General features: G+C 59.0%; 20 protein-coding genes. 6 read left to right on the top strand and 14 right to left on the bottom strand.

Features of this window, described 5'->3' with window-relative positions; translation table 11 throughout:
- Nucleotides 1-52 precede the first annotated feature (52 nt).
- A complete protein-coding gene (gene acpH, locus OWK27_RS02670; protein WP_267589770.1) occupies nt 53-634 on the top strand; it encodes an ACP phosphodiesterase in 582 nt (193 codons plus the stop codon).
- A 127-nt stretch (nt 635-761) separates the two neighbouring features.
- Nucleotides 762-1,364, top strand: coding sequence for a peroxiredoxin C (locus OWK27_RS02665; RefSeq protein ID WP_148420258.1), 603 nt, complete (start codon nt 762-764; stop codon nt 1,362-1,364).
- A 43-nt stretch (nt 1,365-1,407) separates the two neighbouring features.
- Here the strand turns inward: OWK27_RS02665 and OWK27_RS02660 are convergent, their stop codons facing one another.
- From OWK27_RS02660 to phoB, 7 genes are all read right to left on the bottom strand, one after another.
- Nucleotides 1,408-2,793, bottom strand: a complete 1,386-nt coding sequence (locus OWK27_RS02660) for a DUF3999 family protein (RefSeq protein ID WP_267589769.1) — start codon at nt 2,791-2,793, stop codon at nt 1,408-1,410.
- Nucleotides 2,790-5,399 carry a DUF2339 domain-containing protein gene (locus OWK27_RS02655; RefSeq protein WP_267589768.1) on the bottom strand — a complete coding sequence of 870 codons (2,610 nt, stop codon included), beginning with the start codon at nt 5,397-5,399 and terminating at the stop codon, nt 2,790-2,792. Before OWK27_RS02655 ends, OWK27_RS02660 begins: the two co-directional genes overlap by 4 nt.
- A gap of 90 nt (nt 5,400-5,489) precedes the next feature.
- Nucleotides 5,490-7,307 carry a maltodextrin glucosidase gene (gene malZ / locus OWK27_RS02650; RefSeq protein WP_176611064.1) on the bottom strand — a complete coding sequence of 606 codons (1,818 nt, stop codon included), beginning with the start codon at nt 7,305-7,307 and terminating at the stop codon, nt 5,490-5,492.
- A gap of 162 nt (nt 7,308-7,469) precedes the next feature.
- On the bottom strand, nt 7,470-8,843 hold the full coding sequence (gene proY, locus OWK27_RS02645) for a proline-specific permease ProY (RefSeq protein WP_148420254.1): 1,374 nt from the start codon (nt 8,841-8,843) through the stop codon (nt 7,470-7,472).
- 81 nt (nt 8,844-8,924) lie between these two features.
- Nucleotides 8,925-10,244 (bottom strand): branched-chain amino acid transporter carrier protein BrnQ, encoded by a 1,320-nt coding sequence (gene brnQ / locus OWK27_RS02640; protein ID WP_148420253.1) that lies wholly within the window; start codon nt 10,242-10,244, stop codon nt 8,925-8,927.
- A gap of 409 nt (nt 10,245-10,653) precedes the next feature.
- On the bottom strand, nt 10,654-11,949 hold the full coding sequence (phoR, locus tag OWK27_RS02635) for a phosphate regulon sensor histidine kinase PhoR (RefSeq protein WP_267589767.1): 1,296 nt from the start codon (nt 11,947-11,949) through the stop codon (nt 10,654-10,656).
- Nucleotides 11,950-11,970: 21 nt separating this feature from the next.
- Nucleotides 11,971-12,660 carry a phosphate response regulator transcription factor PhoB gene (phoB, locus tag OWK27_RS02630; protein WP_148420251.1) on the bottom strand — a complete coding sequence of 230 codons (690 nt, stop codon included), beginning with the start codon at nt 12,658-12,660 and terminating at the stop codon, nt 11,971-11,973.
- Between the two features lie 187 nt (nt 12,661-12,847).
- Between phoB and sbcD the strand changes: the two genes are divergently transcribed.
- Nucleotides 12,848-14,053 (top strand): exonuclease subunit SbcD, encoded by a 1,206-nt coding sequence (gene sbcD / locus OWK27_RS02625; protein WP_267589766.1) that lies wholly within the window; start codon nt 12,848-12,850, stop codon nt 14,051-14,053.
- Complete coding sequence (gene sbcC / locus OWK27_RS02620; protein ID WP_267589765.1) at nt 14,050-17,181, top strand: exonuclease subunit SbcC; 3,132 nt, start codon at nt 14,050-14,052, stop codon at nt 17,179-17,181. Before sbcD ends, sbcC begins: the two co-directional genes overlap by 4 nt.
- 88 nt (nt 17,182-17,269) lie before the next feature.
- Here sbcC and mak read toward each other — a convergent pair whose 3' ends face one another.
- Nucleotides 17,270-18,175: a fructokinase gene (mak, locus tag OWK27_RS02615; RefSeq protein ID WP_148420248.1), complete on the bottom strand. Its 906-nt coding sequence runs from the start codon at nt 18,173-18,175 to the stop codon at nt 17,270-17,272.
- Between the two features lie 123 nt (nt 18,176-18,298).
- On the opposite strand from mak, the gene rdgC reads away from it, so the two are divergent.
- Nucleotides 18,299-19,213 (top strand): recombination-associated protein RdgC, encoded by a 915-nt coding sequence (gene rdgC, locus OWK27_RS02610; protein WP_148420247.1) that lies wholly within the window; start codon nt 18,299-18,301, stop codon nt 19,211-19,213.
- A gap of 45 nt (nt 19,214-19,258) precedes the next feature.
- Here the strand turns inward: rdgC and ppnP are convergent, their stop codons facing one another.
- The 5 genes from ppnP to OWK27_RS02585 all read right to left on the bottom strand — a co-directional run bounded on the left by ppnP (nt 19,259) and on the right by OWK27_RS02585 (nt 21,895).
- A complete protein-coding gene (gene ppnP, locus OWK27_RS02605) occupies nt 19,259-19,546 on the bottom strand; it encodes a pyrimidine/purine nucleoside phosphorylase (protein ID WP_003859131.1) in 288 nt (95 codons plus the stop codon).
- A gap of 71 nt (nt 19,547-19,617) precedes the next feature.
- Nucleotides 19,618-20,295, bottom strand: coding sequence for an AroM family protein (locus OWK27_RS02600; RefSeq protein WP_148420246.1), 678 nt, complete (start codon nt 20,293-20,295; stop codon nt 19,618-19,620).
- A gap of 236 nt (nt 20,296-20,531) precedes the next feature.
- Nucleotides 20,532-20,723, bottom strand: coding sequence for a protein YaiA (gene yaiA, locus OWK27_RS02595; RefSeq protein WP_148420245.1), 192 nt, complete (start codon nt 20,721-20,723; stop codon nt 20,532-20,534).
- A gap of 44 nt (nt 20,724-20,767) precedes the next feature.
- Complete coding sequence (gene aroL, locus OWK27_RS02590; protein WP_176611071.1) at nt 20,768-21,292, bottom strand: shikimate kinase AroL; 525 nt, start codon at nt 21,290-21,292, stop codon at nt 20,768-20,770.
- A 144-nt stretch (nt 21,293-21,436) separates the two neighbouring features.
- Nucleotides 21,437-21,895 carry a YaiI/YqxD family protein gene (locus tag OWK27_RS02585; RefSeq protein WP_148420243.1) on the bottom strand — a complete coding sequence of 153 codons (459 nt, stop codon included), beginning with the start codon at nt 21,893-21,895 and terminating at the stop codon, nt 21,437-21,439.
- A gap of 97 nt (nt 21,896-21,992) precedes the next feature.
- Between OWK27_RS02585 and proC the strand changes: the two genes are divergently transcribed.
- Nucleotides 21,993-22,802: a pyrroline-5-carboxylate reductase gene (gene proC / locus OWK27_RS02580; protein WP_045334495.1), complete on the top strand. Its 810-nt coding sequence runs from the start codon at nt 21,993-21,995 to the stop codon at nt 22,800-22,802.
- Between the two features lie 16 nt (nt 22,803-22,818).
- Here the strand turns inward: proC and adrA are convergent, their stop codons facing one another.
- Complete coding sequence (gene adrA, locus OWK27_RS02575; protein ID WP_148420242.1) at nt 22,819-23,922, bottom strand: diguanylate cyclase AdrA; 1,104 nt, start codon at nt 23,920-23,922, stop codon at nt 22,819-22,821.
- Nucleotides 23,923-23,952: the final 30 nt, after the last annotated feature.

Raw genomic sequence — 23,952 nt, 5'->3', positions numbered from 1 at the left:
TGCTCACACCCATTTGCTGCAACAACTAGCCGCCACCGGACAAATAAAACGCATGAATTTTCTCGCTCACCTGCATCTCGCTCACCTCGCGGACAGCTCCCTTTCCGGCAATTTGCTGGCCGATTTCGTGCGCGGCAACCCCGCTGACGCCTATTCCCCGGAGGTTGTCGACGGGATTTTTATGCATCGCCGCATCGACGTGATGACCGACAACCTGCCGGAAGTGACGGAAGCCAAAGCCTGGTTCCGTCCCGAAACGCGCCGCGTTGCGCCGATTACCCTTGACGTGATGTGGGATCATTTCCTCTCGCGCCACTGGGAACGGCTTTCGCCAGAGATGCCGTTACCCGAATTTGTGCGCTATGCCCGTCAGCAGGTGGCGATCATTTTGCCTGACTCGCCGCCGCGCTTCGTAAATCTCAATAATTACCTGTGGTCGGAACGCTGGCTGGAGCGTTACCGCGAGATGGATTTCATTCAGAACGTGCTTAACGGCATGGCCAGCCGCCGCCCGCGTCTTGACGCGCTGCGCGACTCCTGGCACGACCTGGACGAACATTATGACGCGCTGGAAACGTGCTTCTGGCAGTTCTACCCGCGCATGATGGCGCAGGCAAAAAACAAGCAGCTCTGAGTGCGTTTTCATTGATAGGTAAAAGCTGGCGGAACGATTGTCACCACCTCTTTGTCTTATGAGCGAACACTCTCTATACTGGGCCGCGTTGCGTTCCAAATAACCTTAGTATCTACAGGAGAATCATATGGTTCTGGTAACTCGTCCGGCTCCGGATTTTACGGCTGCAGCAGTTCTGGGCAACGGTGAAATCGTTGAAAACTTCAACTTCAAACAGCACACCAACGGTAAAGCGACCGTTCTGTTCTTCTGGCCAATGGACTTCACCTTCGTTTGCCCGTCTGAGCTGATCGCGTTCGACAAACGTTACGAAGAATTCCAGAAGCGTGGCGTGGAAGTGGTTGGCGTCTCCTTCGACTCTGAATTTGTACACAACGCATGGCGTAACACCCCTGTCGACAAAGGCGGCATCGGTGCGGTGAAATACGCGATGGTTGCGGACATCAAGCGCGAAATTCAGCAGGCTTACGGTATCGAACATCCGGACGCTGGCGTTGCGCTGCGTGGTTCTTTCCTGATCGACGCCAACGGCATCGTTCGTCACCAGGTTGTGAACGACCTGCCGCTGGGTCGTAACGTTGACGAAATGCTGCGCATGGTTGACGCGCTCCAGTTCCACGAAGAGCACGGTGAAGTGTGCCCGGCTCAGTGGGAAAAAGGTAAAGAAGGTATGGCTGCTTCCCCGGACGGCGTGGCTAAATACCTGTCTGAGAACGTATCCAGCCTGTAATCGGCACGGTTTACGGAAGAGGCCCGCTTATGCGGGCCTTTTTTTATGCTTTACGCTGCGTCTCTCGCCAGATGCGCCAGGCCATGCCTGCCAGCAGGATCACGCCCGCAATCAGCACGCCCCACACCAGCAGCGTGTTCATCCTGCTCGCCCGTTCGGCCGCAGAGGTGGCGCTCAGGCGAGCCTCGCCGCCTAAGGCGACATTATCCTTAAGATCGGCCTGCGGCAGGTTCGCCATATCATACGTTTTACGCAGCGCGGCAGGGATCAGCATGTCAGGCTCCACGCCGGCAGGTTTTGCAGCCCCGTTTCCCCATGCGAGGAGGTACGGCGCTTTTCCCTGCGCGTTAAACACCAGGTCATAGCGGTCGCGATGCCCGATGACGCCCGGCAGGTATTCCGACAGACGCGCATTCAGCGTCGTGATTTTCACCGCCTGCACCAGGCCTCCGCTAAGCGAAACGGGTGGAGAGGTTTTGCCCTCCAGACGGTAAAGCACCTCTTTTTTCAGAGGATGCCATTTGTCCTTCTCCGTACCCCGCCACGCTATCTCTACGGGAAGGACGCCGTCGCCATTCAGTAAGATACTGACCGCACGCAGCGGCTGCGGCCGCGCCCAATGCCACTGCGCTTCGCTTGTAGATAGCTGCTCCCCTTTCCCCTCCAGATCGATCGTTTCAGGCGCCGCCTGCGCGGGAGCGCCGATCGCATTTACGCCTGTCAGGGTTATTCCGGGGCTCTGCGCGTTCAGCACCACCATGAGATAGCGATTCGCGTCGGGAGATAAAACCGTATCAATATCGATCCGATCGAGCTTAAGACGATCCTCGCCGCTAACGACGTCCAGCAGGGGCGTATCTTCGCGCAGGGTATACCAGCGCTTAAGATCCTCACTGTAATAAACCGACGCCGTTCCCTGCCACGGCGTCTGAGAGGTATTCCAGAGCAGCTGAAGCTGGGACAGGGCAACCTCACCCGTAGCCTGCTCCGGCAGGGTCAGCAGATAATGCTGCCCGGCTGCGGCGGCTTTTTGCCCTTCCAGCACAATCTCCACGCCGTTTCGGGAACGGAGCAGGATTTTATCGCGGTCCTCGTCCCCTCGCGCAGGCGCCAGCGGCGAGGCATCCAGAGGAAAGAGGCGCAGCGCCGTGGTTTGCACAGACGGCTGCGGACGCGTCGCGGCGACCAGGCTGAAGGGAACCGGCTCGCCCGACTGATTAAAGACGCGAACGTCCTGCAGTTCCGGCGACGTGCTCTGCGCATAGACGGCGAGCGGCAGCATCACCCGATACCACTGGGAAGGGACAGACGTATCCAGCGAAAGACCGAAGGCATAATCCCGCGGCGATTCCGTCTGCACCTCGTCGCAGAACGCCGGGCCTGCAAGCGCCAGCAGCGCGGTACACGCTACCGCTTTCATCCATTTCATTTTTCTTCTCCTGCTTTAGGCGGTAGCGGCGAAAAATAGCCTACAATCAGCACCAGGATCGCCACGCCGATAAACGCGACGGCGCGCGACAGGCCGCCGCCGCCCGCGCTATCTACGAGCATCAGCTTGAGCATGACCACGCCCAGCAGCGCCGCACCGCAGAGCCACTCCTGCCGGGCGGCCCGGCGGGTAGCGCGGATCATGACCACCAGCGCGCACAACATCCAGAACAGGGCAAACGTGGTCTGGATAAGCCGCGAATCCCACAGCGACGCCATATTCCATGCCACCTCGCCGTACCACGCCAGCGCGCGCAGCAGCGCGCCGTTAAGCCACCAGAAGCCAAACGCCATCAGCATGGCGGCGGGCCACGGGCGAGACTGCGCGAGCGATGCCGGGCAATAGCGATCCACGGCCCGATAAAACACCACCAGCCCCAGCAGCGCAAACGCGGCCCCTTCCTCAAGCGGGTTTACCAGCGGCAGCCAGGCTTGACCATAAACCACACCGTCCTGGAAATTGGTCACCACCAGCAGTACCAGCAGCGCTACGACCACGGGGATCGGTGCCACGCACGCATAAAGTGCAGGCCACTCCCGGAACGGCCACCCGCGACGCCGCACCGCCGCAGAGAGCGCCATAATTACCGCGCCGCCAGCGGCCATGGCCAGCCCACAGCCCCAGGGCAGCATGCCCCACGGCAACGATCGGGCAAACCAGTAAAGCTCAGCGGCCAGCGCCAGTAAAATCATCCACAGCAGCGAAAGATGCAGCCCCATTGAGGGACGCGGCAGGAGACCTTCTCCGTCACGCCGCAACAGCAGCAGCGCGGAAGGCAGCGCAACACACCAGGCCAGATTTGCCCAGCCGGCGGCAAAGACCTGCTGGTGCGAGAGTTGATAGCCCAACATCAGCAGCATTACCGGCCACAGCAGCCATTTGCTTCCATCCAGCTCCCGCCACGCCAGACAAGCGGCCACCTGCCGCCAGCCCCAGACCGACGCCGCCGTCAGCGCCAGCACGCCCGCCAGAATCGATAGCTCCTGCTTCATCAACAGCTGCGATGCGCCCAGCAGCGCGACTAACCAGATCAGCAGCCCGCCGGCCAGCAGCGCCCAGCTGACCGGCAGCACATAACGCCGCCACAGCCAGGCCGCAGCCAGCCAGCTAAGGCTGAGAATGGCGAAGATCAGCAGCAGGCTCAGCGACGTAACGCCGTCCCTCTGCGCCCACAGCGCGCTGCCGAGCGCCAGCACCAGCAGCGCCGTCCCGCTATAGCTCATGCGCCTTTGCTGCTGCTGGATCCCCAGCCAGAGGATGCCCAGCCCTTCCAGCGCCCAGGCCATTGCCGTCCAGCGCGCCGACAGCGCCAGCGGGATGGCGAGCGTCGCGAAACCTCCGCCGATGGCCAGCGCCGCCATCACCAGCGGCCGCCCGACTGACGGATAGCGTCGCAGCGCAAGGAACGCCAGCGAGAGGTAAAACGCCCCATACCCCAGCGCGCCGAGCGCCGGGCCGTATGTCCAGTGCGACGTCATGCCGTACTGCATTCCAAATCCAACAAGCGGCGGCGCAAACAGCAGTACGCCGTCAATAATCTGTTTACCTTTTTCCTGCGCCCGCAGCGACAGCGCTACGCTAAACACGCCGAAAATTAGCGTATTGGCAATCAGGAACAGCTGGCAGATAACGTAGTCTTCAGGCTTATAGTCGCTCAGCCCCCACCATCCCCCCACGCCAAACGTAAAGAGCAGCCCGAGCAGGTTGAGCTCGCGCCAGTGCTGCCAGATGCTGATGGCGAGAATGCCGATAGAGAGCAGGAGATAGAAGGAGAACAGCGCCACAAAGCTCCCTCCTCCCGTCGACAGCAGCAGCGGTGCAAGGTACCCGCCGAGGCTCGCCAGCATGGCAAGGCTCAGCGCCCTTTGCAGCACGGCCAGCCCGACGCTCGCCGCGCAAATCACCACCAGCAGCGCAAACGCCAGGGTCATCGGCAACATTTGCCAGAGCCGGAACGCGCCAAAGACGGTCAGGTAGAGCACGCCGGTTGCGCCGCCCTGAAGAATAAGGGCATAGATCCGCTGCCTGTGCCGCAGCCGCCATCCGACGGCCAGCAGGACCATGGCAAACAGCTCCGTGGCCGCCAGGCGCAGCTCAAGCGGAAACAGTGAATGTTCGACGGTATAGCGCAGCAGGAAAGAGAGGCCGAGGAAGAGCAGCACAATCCCCAGCTTCGCCAGCGGATTGCCCTGCATAAACCAGCGCGTCAGTGAAGACAGGATGCCGCCAAAGGCGGAGGGCCGTTTCGGGGCCGGTGCCGGCGCTGGTTTTGCCTCAGTAACAGGCGGCCCGGGGCGCCAGGGATCGACGGGCGAAGACTCGACCTCTGCCGCCGGAGCAGGCTCCGCCACCGGCGCGGCGGGCTGCACCGGTTCCGGCGCGTTATCAGCCGCGCCGCGCTGCTCAAGCGCCTCAATGCGCTGGCGTAGCCGGACGATCTCCTGCTGCGCCGCCGTGCTTCGGTTAAAGCCTATAACCGCAAGCACGGGCGCCACCAGCAGCGCAAAAACCAGGAACAAACAGCCAAGGATGTAAAGCTCGTCCATGTTTCCACCTTCACCGTAAACGATCCGTTAAGATTGACACAAATAGTTGCATTTGCGCCATCTAAAAGGTGAAAACCGCTCCGCCCGCAGTTAGCTGCCGAACCAGACCGCCGCTGAAATGGCCGGAAGCGTAAGCACGCTTTCCTGGAACGTCGCTTTACCCGCTTTGCTCTTCCACGTTTTACCGGCCAGCAGCGGTGAATCTTCCAGCACCACCTCGCACGCCTCGCCCCGGTTGAGAGCCACCAGCACGCGCTGCTGGTTATAGACGCGGACAAACACCACCACGTTATCGTGAGCGTACATCACCTGACAGCCCCCATAGCGCAGGGCCTGGCTCTGCTTGCGCAGCGTCGCCATGCGCTGGTACAGGCTGAACAGCTCCCGATCCTGATTCTCAGGCTCCCACGGGAACGTTTTACGGCAGAACGGATCGTTGTTGCCGTCCAGCCCCACTTCATCGCCATAGTAGATGCAGGGTACGCCGGGCCAGGTAAAGAGCCAGGTTACCGCCAGCGGCAGTCGCGCTACATCCTTACCAAGCAGCGATTTGAAGCGGGCGGTATCGTGGCTGTCGAGCTGGTTGAACATCCGCAGCTGCTGCTGATGCGACAGGCTGGCGCGGTAGTTCTCCATCCACGCCATGCAGGTTTCGGCATCAATATGGTTCGGATCGTATGAAATGTCGGTATTGGCGAGGAATCCCCACAGCGGGAAGGTGAAGCCGCGATAGTTCATCGCCGCGTCTTCGGCATCTGCCTGCAACCACTGGCGCGCGTCGCCAAAGTGTTCGCCAAAGACAAACGCCTCCGGACGCGCGATTTTCGCCGAGCGAGAGATCTCCCGGACGTGGTGAAGGTTGTTTCGCGCTCCGCCCGCCTCACCGAGCATATGCACGACGTCCAGCCGCCAGCCGTCCATATTCCACGGCGCCTTCAGCCAGTGGCGCACGATGCTGTCTTCGCCGCCGTAGATCTCATTCACCAGAGAGGGCGACTGAAAATCCAGCTTCGGCAGGCTCGGGTAGCCAAGCCAGTCCAGGGCGCGGCCGTTTTCGTCAAAACTGTACCAGTCACGCTGCGGTGAGTCCGGGTTATGGCATGCGCCGCCCATCGACTGATTATGACGGTCGAACCACGCGTGAGAATCACCGCTGTGGTTGAACACGCCATCGAGTATCAGGCGCATACCTTCCTTTTGCGTGTTGTGGCGCAGCCGCAGCAGCGCCTCGTCACCGCCAAACTGCTCGTCAACGTGCCGGTAATCCTGAGTATCGTACTTATGTACGCTTGGCGCCTTAAACACCGGGTTCAGGTACAGCGCGGTCACGCCGAGCTTTTTCAGGTACGGCAGCTTTTCGCTGATACCGTCGAGATCGCCGCCGTAAAAGGTCGAGCCGCCCGCCTGCGCGGTCAGCGGCTCGCCCCATTTTTTGATAATGATGTCGTGACCGGCCGCATGGTGGTAGTAGACCTTGTCCTGCCCGGCGGTGCGTTTTTCACTGCGCGCAAAGCGGTCCGGGAATATCTGGTAAAAGACCCGATCGTTAACCCACTGCGGGCCGTTATCCGGATAATCAACCGCAAACTGCTCAAGCCTGGCCGGAGGGAAACGGCTAAACCCCTGCGGGGTAAACCACAGCTGACGGTTATTCCACAGCAGCTTAAAGCTGTAGCGGCGACGCGGCTGCCCGCTGCGAAGGTCGATATTCGCCCGCCACGCCGTGATTCCCGGCTGAGGCTGGCTGCGCGCCTTGTGCATTTTCAGCGACGTCTCTTCGTTATCCACTTCGGCGCGTAAGGTCACACGTTCAGGCTGATTTTCCCCCGCCAGCCAGAGCGTAATCACAAGGTTGTCTTTGTTTTGCTTAACAAATGGGGCAACCGGAAGGTGCCAGGCGTTTAACATCACGAATCCCCTTTGATGAAATTGACGTCACCATGCCACAGGGTGGTTAAGGTTAGCTCATCGTGAGGACGTTTATTGGGGGAGGAGGACGGGGGATGAGGCATCAGTGCGGCCTGATGCCCTCATCCTGAGCCTCTCCCGGCGGGAGAGGGGATTAAAATATTACTGCGCTTGCGCCAGCTGACGGTCACGGCGGCATTTAAACATCCAGCCCACCAGCAGCAGGACGATCCACGCAAAGCCCACGTAAAGCGAGATACGGGTGTCCGGATGGTAGCCAATCAGGCCGATGATAAACACCAGGAAGATCAGCCCGACGACGGTCGTTGCGATGCCGCCCGGAACCTTAAACTTCAGCGCCTTTACCTCTTCCGGCGGCAGACGGCGGCGGAACGCAATCTGCGACAGCAGGATCATGATCCACACCCACACGGTCGCAAAGGTCGCCAGCGACGCGATCACCAGGAAGACGTTCTCCGGCATGATGTAGTTCAGGTAAACCGAGAACAGCAGCGCTACGGTCATCACCAGCACCGTTACCCACGGCGTGCCGCGGCGCGACGTTTTGGCGAAGACCTTCGGCGCACTGCCCTGCTCCGCCATGCCGTGCAGCATACGGCCAACGCCGAAGACGTCGCTGTTGATGGCCGACAGCGATGCGGTCAGCACCACAAAGTTAAGAATGCTGGCAGCAAACGCAATGCCCATGTGCTGGAAGGTCAGGACAAACGGGCTGCCGTTGGTGCCCACCTGGTTCCACGGATAGATGGACATAATCACAAACAGCGTCCCCACATAGAACACCAGAATACGCATCGGCACCGAGTTGATGGCGCGCGGAATGGATTTCTCAGGATCTTTCGCTTCTCCGGCGGTGATCCCGATAATCTCAATACCGCCGTAGGCGAACATAACCATCTGAAGCGACATCACCATTCCGAGCCAGCCGTTGCTGAAGAAGCCGCCGTTGCTCCATAAATTATGAATGCCCGTCGGCTGTCCGCCGTTGCCAATACCCCAGATGATGATGCCAAAACCGGCGAGGATCATGATGATGATGGTCGCGACCTTGAAGAAGGAGAACCAGAACTCCAGCTCGCCAAACACCTTCACGCTCATCAGGTTGACGGCGCAGATGATCAGCACCACGCTCAGCACCCAGATCCAGTGCGGCACGGCGGGGAACCAGACGCCCATATAGATGCCAAACGCCGTGACGTCGGCTATGGCCACAATCAGGATTTCGAAGCAGTAGGTCCAGCCGGTGATAAACCCGGCCAGCGGGCCTAAGTTTTCCTGCGCGTAGCGTGAGAACGAGCTGGCTGACGGGTTGTGAACCGACATCTCCCCCAGCGCACGCATGATGATGTAGGCCGCGGCGCCGCCAATGATGTAGGCCAACAGTACGCTTGGACCGGCCATTTTGATGGCATCTGCCGAGCCATAAAAAAGACCGGTGCCGATAGCCGAGCCCAGCGCCATAAAGCGGATGTGGCGGGTGCTCAATCCACGTTTAAGTTTGTTAGTGCTTTCCATTAAAATCTTGCCATTCAACACGAAAAAAACAAAAAACCACGGGGCCTTAAGCCCCGTGGTTAAACAATTTGTTGCCGTTGATTAATGGGCGTTTGATGTAACCTGACGCCCCGCCGCACGGTCCCAGACAATAGCCAGCACCAGCGCAACAACGGATGGCATCAGCCAGGCCAGTCCCTGCTCGGACAGCGGCAGACGCTGTGTCCATGCTGGCAGGATGTCGGCGAACGCTGATGCTTTGATCCCGTCAAGGATACCAAAAATCAGGCTGATAAACATGGTTGGCGCAATAATTCGCGTGGAGTTATGCCACCACGGACGGGTGAAGCTCAGCACCACCAGCACGATGCAAGGCGGATAGATTGCCGTCAGTACCGGAATCGACACCTGAATCAGATGGCTCAGACCGAGGTTTGACACCGCCATGGAGAAGATGCCGAGGATAAACACCAGCGAGCGGTACGAGAGCGGCAGATACTGGGCAAAGAACTCCGCACAGGCGCAGGTCAGCCCTACCGCCGTGACCAGGCACGCCAGGAAAATCAGCGCCGCCAGCAGCATGCTGCCCGCACCGCCAAAGGTGTGCTGCACGTAGGCATGCAGGATCGCCGCGCCGTTTGCACTCTGATCGACCAGCGTTGCGCTGTCTGAACCCAGGCGGAACAGCGCCAGATACAGCAGCGTCAGGCCAACACCGGCCATCAGGCCAGCCCAGATGGTGTAGCGGGTCAGCAGACGCGCTTCGGTTACGCCGCGGGAACGCGCGGCGTTAACGATAACAATGCCAAACACCATAGCGCCCAGCGTATCCATCGTCAGATAGCCGTTAACAAAACCGTTCGAGAACGCCGCGTTCTCGTACGCGTCCATCGCAGAGCTGATAGGACCCGCAGGCCAGACGATGGCCGCAACCGCCAGCACGATCAGCGCAACAATCTTCAGCGGCGCCAGGAAGTTACCTACGGTATCCAGCAGTTTGCCCGGATAGAGCGACACCAGAATAACGATCGCGAAGTAGATCAGGCTGTAGATAAACAGCGGCATCGCACCGTCACCGGTCAGCGGGGCGATACCCACCTCAAAGGAAACCGTCGCCGTGCGCGGGGTCGCAAACAGCGGGCCAACGGCCAGATAGCACACGGTCGCCAGCAGAACGCCAGCTACCTTGCCAATCGGCGTGCTGAGGCTGTCCACGCCGCCGCCGACTTTCGCCAGCGCGATGACGGTCAATACCGGCAGACCCACCGCAGTAAGCAGAAAACCAAACGCGGCCGTCCAGACGTGTTCACCCGCCTGTAAGCCAACCATTGGAGGGAAAATGATGTTGCCTGCGCCAACGAACAGCGCAAATGTCATAAAGCCCAGCGCGATAATGTCACGCGATTTCAAGTGATGGGTCATAAAACCTTACTGCCTGTGGATGTGGTGTTGAAAACGTTGAGTTTTTCGCCATCCCTGACGGGACAATACAGCGGAAAATTTGCTCAATTTCAGCGGGAAATGCTCCCGTCCTGGCGTGGAGAAGAATAGTTTTTCGATTTACCACGCAAATACAGTCGGTCTGACAGTATATGGGGGGCAATTTAAACGCTTATAACGTTTAAAGGCAAGAAGGGATCGTAAAACCAGAACAATATGCCAGCATGAAAATACAGGCCAACATAATATGCCATGTATAAGAAAAACCCATGGCTAATCATGCGAACAAAAAAGCATCAACCGTATAATATTCACCCGCGCTTCGCTTGACTGCAAAGCAAACGGGCTAGCAGTGGCTGGCCCGTGGAAAGCATGACTGACACACCCGCGGTCAGGCGCTCTTTTTGGCAATTAATCGTTCCGGGATAACAAAGCTAAAGCGCGTGCCCTTGCCCAGCGTGCTTTCGATATCAAGACGGCTCTCATGGTGGCCCACCGCATGCTTCACGATTGCCAGCCCCAGGCCGCTGCCCCCGGTCTGCCGCGAGCGCGCCTTGTCCACCCGGTAGAACCGTTCGGTGAGGCGCGGGAGGTGTTCAGACCCTATTCCCGGCCCGTTGTCTTCGACGCTAAACTCAGCGCCCGCCGGGGTATGCTGCCAGCGCACCACGATGTGCGTCCCTTCCGGGGTATGGTTTACGGCGTTGTACACCAGGTTCGAGATGGCGCTGCGCAGTTCATCTTCGCTGCCGAGCACCTTCAGGTCGTTATCAACCTCAAACGCCAGGGTGTGTTTTTTATGGCTCAAGGTTTGCGCCTCGCGCTCCACTACGCGCAGCATCATCGGCACGTCAATGACCTCGTTGAGCGCCAGCGACGGCGCGGCCTCAATCTTCGAGAGCGTCAGCAGCTGTTTGACCAGCCCTTCCATGCGGTACGTCTGCTCGCGCATGGTGTGCAGCGCTTTCTCATGCGGCGCACCTTCAAGCGTTTGCTCCTGCATCATCTCCAGATAGCCCTGCAACACCGTCAGCGGCGTGCGCAGCTCGTGGCTGACGTTTGCAAAGAAGTTGCGACGCGCCCCTTCCAGCTGGTGCATCTGGGTGACATCTCGCGCCACCATCAGCCACTGCCGATCGCTGTAGGGCATCACGCGAATTTCAAGATGGCGACCGTTATTGAGCTTCAGATTGTGCGGACGACTAAAATCACGCGTTTTCAGATACAGCGTGAACTCGGGATAGCGCAGAAGGTTGAGGATGTTCTGGCCGTTATCATCCGGCCAGCGCAGGCCAAGCAGCTGCTGTGCGAGGCCATTACACCAGAAGATCGTCCCTTCTTCGGTCGTCAGGATCACCGCGTCCGGCAGCGACTCCGCGCCGCTGCGAAAGCGTTTGATCAGGCTTCCCAGCTCCCGTCGGCGCTTTTTATTACGCATCTGCATCTGGTGCAGGCCGTAGAGCAGCGGCTCCCAGCTTCCGCTTCCCGGCGGCGGCGTCATACTTTTGTCGACCCAAAGCCACCAGGAGAGGCGCAGTAAATTCCAGAAATGCCAGACGAGCAGTCCCGTCACGGCCACCAGTAAAAACCACGGCAGATAGCCAAAAATAGCCCCCAGAATGAAGGCCGGAATACAGCATAAGATCAGTTCAAAGACGAGCCTTTTCCATGACAGACGTTCCAGCACGCGTCACACTCCTGTCATTGTTCAGAAACGGGTCGAGAAACGATAACCCGTGCCGCGGACCGTCTGTACCATGCGATCGTGGCCGCTCAGCTCCAGTGCTTTGCGCAGGCGGCGAATATGGACGTCAACCGTTCGGTCTTCGACATAGACGTTAGTTCCCCAGACGTTATTCAGCAACTGTTCGCGGCTGTAAACGCGTTCCGGGTGTGTCATAAAGAAGTGCAGGAGTTTAAATTCGGTTGGCCCCATATCGAGGGGATTTTCGCCGGTCATCACGCGGTGCGAGGTAGGATCCAGGCTTAGCCCCTGCATCTCAATCACCTCTTCCACCGCCATCGGAGAAATGCGGCGCATCACGGCCTTAATGCGAGCGACCAGCTCCTTCGGGGAAAACGGTTTGGTAATGTAATCGTCCGCACCGGTTTCCAGACCGCGCACGCGATCCTCTTCTTCACCGCGCGCCGTCAGCATAACCACCGGGATATCGCGGGTCAGCGCTTCGCGTTTGATATGCTTGATAAACTGCAACCCGGAACCGCCAGGCAACATCCAGTCCAGCAGGATGAGATCGGGCCAGGGTTCATTCAGCTGGTTCACCGCGCTGTCATAATCTTCCGCTTCAACCGGCTGGAAGCCATTTTGTTCAAGCACGAAGCACACCATTTCACGGATCGGAGCTTCATCTTCTACGACCAGAATACGTCTCGCCATACTTTGCCCTGTCTTATCGTATTTAAGTTACAAGTCTGTAATGCGGCGTCATTATGCGTCAGATTTATGACAGATTTATGAAAAACATTACCACGGTAAATAGCAAACTGTTGTTTTATTACAGCGGTTATTTTCCGTTCCCTGAAAGTTTATAATCCTGCTTCCTTATTTTTGCCACGGATCACTTATGCGCATACTTCACACCTCAGACTGGCACCTGGGTCAAAATTTTTACAGCAAAAGCCGCGCCGCTGAACATGAAGCGTTCCTGAACTGGCTGCTGGAGACTGCCCGGAGCCATGAGGTGGACGCGATTATTGTGGCGGGCGACATCTTTGATACCGGGTCGCCGCCGAGCTATGCGCGCGAGCTGTACAACCGTTTCGTGGTTAACCTCCAGCAAACCGGCTGCCACCTTGTGATCGTCGCCGGTAACCATGACTCCGTGGCGACGCTGAATGAATCCCGCGATATTCTGGCGTTTCTCAATACCACCGTGGTAGCCAGCGCCGGGCATGCGCCGCAGATCCTGAAAAAACGCGACGGCACGCCGGGCGCGGTGCTGTGTCCGATCCCCTTTTTACGCCCGCGCGATATCGTGCAGAGCCAGGCTGGTCTTTCCGGCAGCGAAAAGCAGCAGCACCTATTGCAGGCCATCACCGACTATTACCATCGCCAGCACGCGGAGGCCTGCGCCCTGCGCGGTGAACAGGCCATTCCGGTCATCGCCACCGGACACCTCACGACCGTCGGTGCCAGCAAAAGTGACGCGGTGCGCGAGATCTACATCGGTACGCTGGACGCGTTCCCGGCCCAGAACTTCCCGCCCGCCGACTATATAGCCCTCGGGCATATTCACCGGGCGCAGGTCATCGGCGGCTGCGAGCACATTCGCTACTGCGGGTCGCCCATTTCGCTCAGCTTCGACGAAACGGGCAAAGCAAAATGCGTGCATCTGGTGAGCTTCACCGAGGGCAAACTCAGCGCCGTGGAGAGCCTTGAGGTTCCCGTCACCCAGCCGCTGGCGGTGCTGAAGGGCGATCTGGCCGCCATTACCGCTCAGCTTGAGCAGTATCGCGGCGCCGAACATAACCCGCCCGTCTGGCTCGATATCGAGATTACCACCGACGAGTATCTGCACGATATGCAGCGCAAAATCCAGGCGCTGACGGAGACGCTGCCCGTAGAAGTGTTGCTGGTGCGCCGCAGCCGCGAGCAGCGCGAGAAAACGCTGCTAAGCGCCCGGCGCGAAACGCTTAGCGAACTTCGGGTTGAAGAGGTCTTCGAGCGGCGGCTGGCGCATGAAGAGATGGACGACGCCAGGCGCACCAGGCTTAACGAGCTGTTTGCGCAGACTCTGCACACCCTTCATGACGAGGAAGAAAACGCATGAAAATTCTTAGCCTGCGTCTGAAAAACCTGAACTCGCTGAAGGGCGAGTGGAAAATTGACTTTACCGCTGAGCCGTTCGCCAGCAACGGGCTGTTTGCCATTACCGGCGCCACGGGCGCGGGGAAAACCACGCTGCTGGACGCCATCTGCCTGGCGCTTTACCACGAAACGCCGCGTCTGAATAAGGTCTCCCAGGCGCAAAACGACCTGATGACGCGCGATACCGCCGAATGCCTGGCGGAGGTGGAGTTTGAGGTTAAAGGCGTCGCCTATCGCGCTTTCTGGAGCCAGAACCGCGCCCGCAACCAGCCGGACGGAAACCTGCAGGCACCGCGCGTTGAGCTGGCCCGCTGCGAAGACGGCAAAATCCTGGCGGATAAAGTCACGGATAAGCTGGAACAAACCGCCGCACTGACCGGGCTGGACTACGGCCGATTTACCCGCTCAATGCTGCTCTCTCAGGGACAGTTTGCCGCCTTCCTGAACGCTAAGCCGGGGGATCGCGCCGAGCTGCTGGAAGAGCTGACCGGCACGGAAATTTACGGCCAGATTTCCGCCACGGTCTTTGAAAAACACAAGGCGGCACGCGGCGCGCTGGAGAGGTGCGAAGCCCAGGCCGCTGGCGTTGTGCTCCTGAGCGAAGAACGGCAGCAGCAGTTGCAGCAAAGTTTGCAGGCGCTTACTGACGAAGAGAAAACCCTGCTGGCTCAACAGCAGAGCCAACAGAAAGATTTTCAGTGGCTGACGCGCAACGACGAGCTTGTTGGTGAACAGCAGCGTGCGGCCGCTTCGCAGCAGCAGGCGCAAAGGGCTTTGGCCGATGCCGCGCCTGAACTGGCGAAGCTCCAGCTGGCTCAGCCCGCCGCCCAGCTGCGGCCGCTGTGGGAGCGCCAGCAGGAGCAGACCACCCGCCTGGCGCAAACGACGCAGCGGATTGTCGAAGTAAATACTCGCTTACTCGACAGAACGGCGCTGCGCTCGCGTATCCGCAACGGCGCGCTGGGTATACGCGAACGCCTGCAGGCAGAGCACGCGTCGCTGGCGCAGTGGCTGACCGAACACGATCGCTTTCGTCTGTGGGGCCAGGAGATGGCCGGCTGGCGGGCGAATTTTACGCAGCTGAGCCGCGATAAAAATCAGCTCGCGTCCCAGTCGGCGCGCATTGCGGAACTCCGCCAGAAGCTGGCTGACATGCCGGAAAGCGCGCTTACGCTGACGGCTGAGGCGCTCGCGACGGCCATGGAGCAACAGGCGCAATCCCGGGCGCTCCGTCAGCGCCTGACCGCGCTTCACGCTCGCTACCAGCCGCTGCAAAAGCGGCTGCGCCAGAATGGGGAAAGCCTGCAAAAGGCGCAGGCTGAGCAGGGTAAGCTCAACGAAACGCTGACCCTGCGCCGCCAGCAGTATAAAGAGAAAAACCAGCACTTCGCCGACCTTAAAACGCTCTGCGAGCGTGAAGCGACAATCAAAGATCTTGAGCACTATCGGGAACGGCTGGAAGCGGGTAAGCCTTGTCCGCTCTGCGGTTCAAGCGAACATCCGGCCGTGGTGGAATATCAGGCGCTTGAGCTGACCGACAATCAGCGCCGCCGTGACGCGCTGGAAAAAGAGGTTGCCGCGCTTAAGGACGAAGGATTGCTGGTGCTTGGGCAGGTGAATGCGCTGGCCCAACAGATCCAGCGAGAAACAGAGGAAGCCACGACGCTCTCTCAGGAAGAGCAAGCGCTCACTAAAGAGTGGTTTGAGGTCTGCACTTCCCTGAACGTAGCGCTGAATATACAGGATGATATCGCCCCCTGGATGAGCGAGCAGGAGCAGTACGAGCGCCAGCTTTATCAGCTCAGCCAGCGCCTGACGCTGCAAAATCAGCTCAGTGAACAGGAAGGTCAGGCGCGCCAGTACCAGCAGCAGCTGACGGCGACGCGTGAGGCGCTGGCGTCCTCGCTACGGCCGCTGTCGCTCAGCATGCCCGATGAAGGTGAGGAAAGCGCCTGGCTCAGCGCGCGCGAAGCCGAATATACCCGGTGGCAGGAAAAGCAGACCCAGCACGGCGTGATTCAGGAACGTATTAACGCCCTGACGCCGCTGCTGGATACGCTGCCGGTCTCCGAGGGCGCGGAAGCCGAGGCGATCATTCCTGAGAACTGGCGCGGGATCCACGACGAATGCCTGTTGCTGCAAAGCCAGCTCGCCACCCTTCAGCAGCAGGAGACGCTCGAGCGCGAGCGGCTACAGCATTCGCAGGAACAGTTCAGCGCCGCGCTGGCCGCGAGCTGCTTCGCCGATCGGGAGGCGTTTCTCTCCGCCCTGCTGGATGAGGCGACGATCCGCCGGCTTGAGCAGCAAAAGCAGACGCTGGAAAATCAGCTCCAGCAGGCTACGGCGCTTTCCGGGCAGGCAGGTCAGCAGCTTCAGGCGCATCAGGCGCTGCGCCCGGAAGGGCTGGACACGGATGCCGCAAGCCTTCAGGCGCAGCTACAGCAGCTGGGGCAGCAGCTTCGGGACAATACCACCCATCAGGGTGAGATCCGCCAGCAGCTCAAGCAGGACGCAGATAACCGTCTGCACCAGCATGCGCTCATGCAGCAGATTGAAGAGGCGGCGCGTCTGGCCGACGACTGGGGCTACCTTAACTCGCTGATAGGCTCCAGCACCGGCGACAAATTCCGTAAGTTCGCCCAGGGGCTGACGCTGGATAACCTGGTGTGGCTTGCCAACCAGCAGCTTAACCGCCTGCATGGCCGCTATCTGCTGCAGCGTAAAGCGAGCGACGCGCTGGAGCTGGAGGTGGTCGATACCTGGCAGGCGGACGCGGTACGCGATACCCGTACCCTGTCCGGCGGCGAGAGTTTCCTCGTCAGCCTGGCGCTGGCCCTGGCGCTTTCCGATCTGGTCAGCCACAAAACGCGGATTGATTCGCTGTTCCTGGACGAAGGGTTCGGCACGCTTGATAGCGAAACGCTGGACACCGCGCTGGACGCGCTCGACGCGCTGAACGCCACCGGGAAAACCATCGGCGTGATCAGCCACGTAGAGGCGATGAAAGAGCGCATTCCGGTACAGATTAAGGTGAAGAAGATCAACGGGCTGGGGTATAGCAGGCTGGATCGGGAGTTTGCGGCGCGGTAAATGGTGGGTCGGTGCGGTCTGGTGCCCTCACCCTGACCCTCTCCCAAAGAGAGAGGGAACAAACATCAAAAACCGCAACGTGCGTTTTTTATTCGGGCCATAGCCATGCCGCGCCGCGCACGCCGCTGGAATCCCCGTGGACGGCTTTGCGGATCGGGGTTTCACACTCGCCGCCAAATACCCACTGTTTCACCAGCGTCGGCACCGTCGCGTACAGCCGGTCGACGTTGCTCATGCCGCCACCCAGCACAATTACGTCGGGATCGAGGATATTGATCACGTGCGCCAGCGATTTTGCCAGCCGCATTTCGTAGCGGCTGAGCGCCAGCTCGGCCACCGGATCCTGCTCCTCAACCAGGCGCATAATCTCGTTCCCCTTCAGCGGTTGCCCGCTCAGGCGGTGGTAGTCCGTCGCAAAACCGGTGCCGGAGATAAACGTCTCGATACAGCCCTGCTTGCCGCAGTAGCACGGCACGTCGACGCGGTACTTAAGCTCATCTTCATCCATCCACGGCAGCGGGTTATGCCCCCACTCGCCCGCGGTGCCGTTGCCGCCAATATGCGAACGTCCACCGAAGGCCAACCCGGCACCGCAGCCGGTACCGATAATCACCGCAAACACGGTCTGCGCGCCTGCTGCTGCGCCATCGACGGCCTCAGACACCGCCAGGCAGTTAGCGTCATTCGCCAGACGCACCTCCCGGTTCAGGCGCTGGCTTAAGTCTTTATCGAACGGCTGGCCGTTAAGCCAGGTGGAGTTGGCATTTTTCACCACGCCGGTATATGGCGAAACAGAGCCGGGGATACCTATTCCCACCGTCCCCGTCTCGCCCGTGGCCTCCTCGGCCATATCGATCAGCCTGGCAATCGTCTCGATGGTCTGGTGATAGTCATCACGCGGCGTAGGCAGACGGTGGCGAAACAGCTGCTGCCCCTGCTCGCTCAGCGCAATAACTTCCGTTTTGGTGCCGCCCAAATCAATCCCAATACGCACAAGACACTCCTCATTATTTTGATTATCAACAGAGTAGAAGCCTGCTTCCCGATTAGCAATGCAAGCGATGCGACAATTCGCTATCATGCCCGCTGATTTAACGACAAGGCCGTGGAAATTATCATGCTGTGGTTCAAAAATTTGATGGTTTACCGTCTCAGCCGCGACATTTCGCTGCGTGCAGAAGAGATGGAAAAACAGTTAGCCGCTTACTCCTTTACCCCTTGCGGTAGCCAGGACATGGCGAAAACCGGCTGGGTTCCGCCAATGGGTTCTCAAAGCGATGCGCTGACCCACGCCAGCAGCACGGGGCAAATCATCGTTTGCGCCCGTAAAGAAGAGAAGATCCTGCCAACGCCGGTGGTTAAACAGGCGCTCGAAGCGAAGATCTTCAAGCTGGAAGCAGAACAGGGCCGTAAGCTTAAAAAAACCGAAAAAGATTCGCTGAAGGATGAAGTGCTGCACTCGCTGCTGCCTCGCGCCTTTAGCCGCTTTAGCCAGACCATGATGTGGATCGACACCGTTAACGGGCTGATCATGGTGGACTGCGCCAGCGCCAAAAAAGCGGAAGATACGCTGGCGCTGCTGCGTAAGAGCCTCGGCTCGTTGCCGGTCGTTCCCCTGGCGCTGGAAACGCCGATTGAGCTGACCCTGACGGAGTGGGTGCGCAGCGGTACTGCCGCTCAGGGCTTCCAGATCCTCGATGAGGCAGAGCTGAAAGCGCTGCTGGAAGATGGCGGCGTGATCCGCGCGAAGAAACAGGATCTGGTGAGCGACGAAATAGCCGTGCACATTGAAGCGGGCAAAGTCGTAACCAAGCTGGCGCTCGACTGGCAGCAGCGTATTCAGTTTGTCATGTGTGATGACGGCTCCGTGAAGCGTCTTAAATTCTGCGATGAACTGCGCGATCAGAACGAGGATATCGACCGCGAAGATTACGCGCAGCGCTTTGATGCGGACTTTATCCTGATGACCGGAGAGCTGGCGGCGTTGATCCAGAATCTGGTGGAAGGCCTCGGCGGCGAAGCGCAGAGGTAATGTCCTTCCCCCTCGCCAGTCAGGGTTGAGGGGGAAGAAAGAAGATTATTTCAGATAGCGGCACAGGTAAGAGGTTGGCTCTGCCACCTGTAAATGGAACTCGCTGTGGCCCGGCACGTTGAATACCTGCCCGGCGCTATATACTTTCCACTCTGTTTCACCCGGCAGCAGGACGTTCAGCGCGCCGCTGACCACCGTCATCTCTTCCGCTTCTGCGGTGCCAAAGGTGTATTCTCCTTCCGCCATCACGCCCACACTGGCGCGGCCAGTGCTGCTGCTGGTAAAACCGATGGATTTCACTTTACCGGAAAAGTATTCGTTACTCTGAAGCATGAACTGGCCCTTATATTTATAGAGAAAAATCCACTATAGGGGCCATGCTCATGACCTGTCACGCAAAATCATTACACCAGTAATTCTGACGCCAGACGCGCCATCAGCACGTTTGAGAGCAGCACCGGAACGTCCAGCGCTTTTTGCAGTAAATCACGATGCCGCTGGTGGAAGCCCAGGCAGTCCAGCATCAGCACGTCCGCCCCTCTGTCGATCAGCTCTTGCCCCGCGGCAATCAGCTTCGCTTCGCTGTCCCAGAACGGATTTGCCAGCGCATACAGCGGCGGGTGCTCCAGCGCGGACCACTTCACCGCCTGGTTATCCAGCAGCTCCTCAACGGGAACAATAACCCCAACCTGATGGCCGTCGACAATGGAGGCCACCAGCGGTGGAATGATCCGCATCGGCTCCAGCAGAATCGCATTACGCGCGCTGAGTCCTTTAACCGGGGCCGTGCTCATCAGCAAAATAACGTCATAATCCTGATTATCGAGCACTTCAATCACGCCCTGAAGCGCGCGCTCAATTTTCTGGCGCGACACGTGCGCCAGTTTACCGTCGCTTAATAACGTCGCCAGGGGATCGTCCCCCGCCTCGACAGCGTAGTCTTCCATGACCTCTTCCCGACTCAACTTCCCTAACAGGCTAAGATGCGTGATCTGTTGTTCAGAGACATGCTCCGTTAAGAGCGGTAATACTTCGCTTACAGGGACCACACCAATCGTGAGGATCGCCAACGTCGCCTTCATTTTGATCGCCTTTCGTTACTGCCATAACTACAACACAGGTACAGGCTCACTACGCTGCACGGTTCGTTTTTTGAACAAAACAGCACCAAGCGTAGCAGCGGATCTCTACACCGTAATGTAAAGATCGACTGGCCTTAACGAATCTACCTGTAATAACTAAATATTAACTGCTACTTAACATTAGCGATAAGTTAAAAATGTGATTCAGGCACGGTTGTAACGAATTCGGAACCCTGTCAGGTCTTATCCGGATCCTCATACCGCCGTTTCGCATCCAGCGCTTCCTGTTCGGTATCATGTTCGCTGATGAGCGAATCGGGTTTTGGGTGATCGGCACGCAGCTGATACCAGGTTACAGTCCGATCGCCATTACCTTTTTCAACGGTAACAATGCGGGCTTCACGTGGATAGGGAGGTCTGGTTGGCATAGCTCATCCTTTTTTTATGTCTGAGCTATGAGTATAGACGGCTGTTAGCTGGCGCAAGCCAAACGCAGGGCGGTAATAATCTGAATCGCAACTTTTTCGGGTGACGCAGACGCATCCACCACGTGGTGCGCGGCCTCGCGGTATAGCGCATCGCGTTCGGCAAGCACCTCGCTGACCTCTTCGCTCAGCGGTTTCGCGGTTAATGCCGGACGCTGCCCCTCTTCCGGAAACGCTTCCAGCCGCCCCACCAGCGTAGAGACCGGCGCGCAGAGATAGATGACCTCCCCATTTTCACGCATAAACTGGCGGTTGTACGGCGCCAGAATAATGCCTCCGCCGGTCGCAATCACGGTAGATGGCGCGGTGACGGCCTCAAGCGTTGCCGTTTCACGCGCACGAAAGCTCTCCCAGCCCTCTTTTTCCACGATATCGGCGATGGTCCGACCGGCCTTCTCCTGCAGCCAGTGGTCAGTATCGACAAACTGACTCTGGCACAGACGCGCCAGCTCCAGACCAACGGTGGTTTTCCCACAGCCGCGAGGGCCAACTAAAAAGATGGGTGGGTTCATAACCAGGTGTTCCCCTTGATGCCGGATAACTGAAGGCTGTAAAGAAATGATTGCAGAAGATGTTGCGCTAACTTTACTGCAAAGCGGTACGGAATGACAAGCCTGTGGAGGCCACACTGTACCACAAAACAGCCCGGCTGAGGATTACGCCGGGCGGCGCTTCACTTCCAGCAGCCATTTATCCAGCTCGGCGGCAAACTGCTGGCGGTCGCGCTGAGACAGGCTGTCCGGCCCGCCGGTCTGGACGCCGCTGGAACGCAGGGTATCCATAAAATCTCGCATGGTGAGCTTTTCCCGAATCGTTGCCGGAGAGTAGCGCTCGCCGCGCGGGTTAAGCGCCGCGGCCCCCTTCGCCAGCACGTCGGCAGCCAGCGGGATATCCGCCGTGATCACCAAATCTCCGGCGCTGCACAGGCGCACAATCTCGTTATCCGCCACGTCGAACCCGGCCGGCACGCGCAGAGAACGAATGAACCTGGAGGGCGGCACGCGGATATTCTGGTTCGCCACCAGCGTCATCGGCATCTGCACCCGCTCGGCGGCGCGGAATAAAATCTCTTTAATCACATTCGGACACGCGTCCGCATCAACCCAGATAGCCATAGTCTCTCCCCATTATGTTGCTGGCGACTATTGTCGCCTGCATTTCGTTGTTAAGCTATCAGTCAGAGATAACAACGCATAATAACGGAGAGACGTGATGGATAAGAAAATCGGGTTTATCGGCTGCGGGAACATGGGCAAAGCGATCCTCGGCGGGCTGATCGCCAGCGGTCAGGTTCTGCCCGGGCAGATTTGGGTTTATACCCCATCACCGGATAAGGTCGCGGCGCTGCGCGATGAGTACGGCGTTAACGCTGCTGAAAGCGCGCAGGAAGTGGCCCAGGTTGCGGATATTGTCTTTGGCGCCGTTAAGCCAAACATCATGATAAAAGTCCTGAGCGAAATTACCTCCAGCCTGAATAAAGAGACCCTGGTGGTGTCGATTGCCGCAGGCGTCACCCTCGACCAGCTCGCCCGTGCGCTGGGCCACGATCGGAAGATCGTCCGCGCCATGCCGAACACGCCGTCGCTGGTGAATGCCGGCATGACCTCCGTCACCCCGAACGCGCTGGTCACTTCTGAAGACGTGGCGGATGTACTGAACATTTTCCGCTGCTTCGGCGAAGCGGAAGTGATTGCCGAACCGATGATCCACCCGGTTGTCGGCGTAAGCGGCTCTGCGCCAGCCTACGTGTTTATGTTTATCGAAGCCATGGCCGATGCCGCCGTGCTCGGCGGTATGCCGCGCGCGCAGGCCTATAAATTTGCCGCGCAGGCGGTGATGGGCTCGGCCAAAATGGTGCTGGAGACGGGCAAACATCCGGGCGAACTGAAGGATATGGTGTGCTCACCGGGCGGCACAACTATTGAAGCCGTGCGCGTGCTGGAAGATCGCGGGTTCCGCTCCGCCGTGATCGAGGCGATGCAAAAATGCATGGAAAAATCAGAGAAGCTGAGCAAGTCCTGACGAGCAGCGCCGGGCGTCAGGCGGCCACTTCGGTGCGGCCACGTCCGGCATTCTTGGCTTTATAGAGGGCCACGTCCGCCGCCTTCAGCCATTCACGATAGTGCGTGAACTGCGCGCCCCACGGGGCAACCCCAACGCTGATGCACAGCCTCGCCGCTGGCGCACCGTGCAGCGGCATATTAACCAGCCGCTCGTGCACGCGCGACATGGCAGCAATCGCGCTGTCGGCAGGCGTGCCGGACATGATCACCGCAAATTCATCTCCCCCGAAGCGGCCAATAAAATCCCCGGCGCGCAGCGCCAGCTGAAGCTGCCGCGTGATCGCCACTATCGCTTCATCCCCCACGTCATGACCCCAGGTGTCGTTGATATTTTTAAAGTGATCGATATCGATGAGCAGTATCGTCGCCTGTCGATGGCCACGACGGCAGGCCTCAAACTCGTTACGCAACAGCGTTTCCCAGTGGCGGCGGTTAAACACGCCGGTCATACCGTCGCGGGTACTCATCAGCTCAAGCCGGCGCTTATGCTCTGCAAGCCGGATCGCCGTGCGGTGGCTGAGCCAGGCAAACAGCACGGGGTAGACCACCAGCACAGGCAGCGTCAGCCACAGCACCAGCGGCTCAGCGCTTAATCTCACCGGAATGGCCGCTACGTGCACGGTAAGCAGGGCAGACAGGGCAAGCAGCACGAGTCCCGTCAAAAATAACCGGCAGCCGCCCGATCCCATCATGTTCATCCCGATCGTCACGATCAGCGCCGCCGCCGGCAGCGCGTTGAGCCCTGTCAGCCCAACCCACACGCCGGCAATAATGGCGTCGATTTTCAGATTAACGATCTCGCTGCTGAAAGGATCCGCCGCACGAAAGGCAAGCTGCCAGGCGAGGTGTGGCCAGACGAAGGCCCAGCCAAGCAGAAATAACCACCAGCCGCCGGAGAAAAACTGGCTGACCAGAACGCTGGCAAGCGGGAAAAACAGGGCTCCCAGGCCAGCGATGCGGGCCAGCCGTATACGCCGGGCAAACTGCAGGCCGGAACGGCAGGCGTCATCCTGAGAAAGCTGCTGGTGCCACGCTTCCCGAATGCTCTGGTCATGGTTATAAATTTCATCATTCATCATTTTTGGGAATATTCTGAAACATTTTCCCAA

The sequence above is a fragment of the Enterobacter cloacae complex sp. 2022EL-00788 genome (assembly GCF_026627565.1).
GTDB lineage: Bacteria > Pseudomonadota > Gammaproteobacteria > Enterobacterales > Enterobacteriaceae > Enterobacter > Enterobacter pasteurii.
The sequence above is the reverse complement of the archived record's forward strand: the minus strand, read 5'-3'. Positions and strand labels throughout refer to the sequence as shown.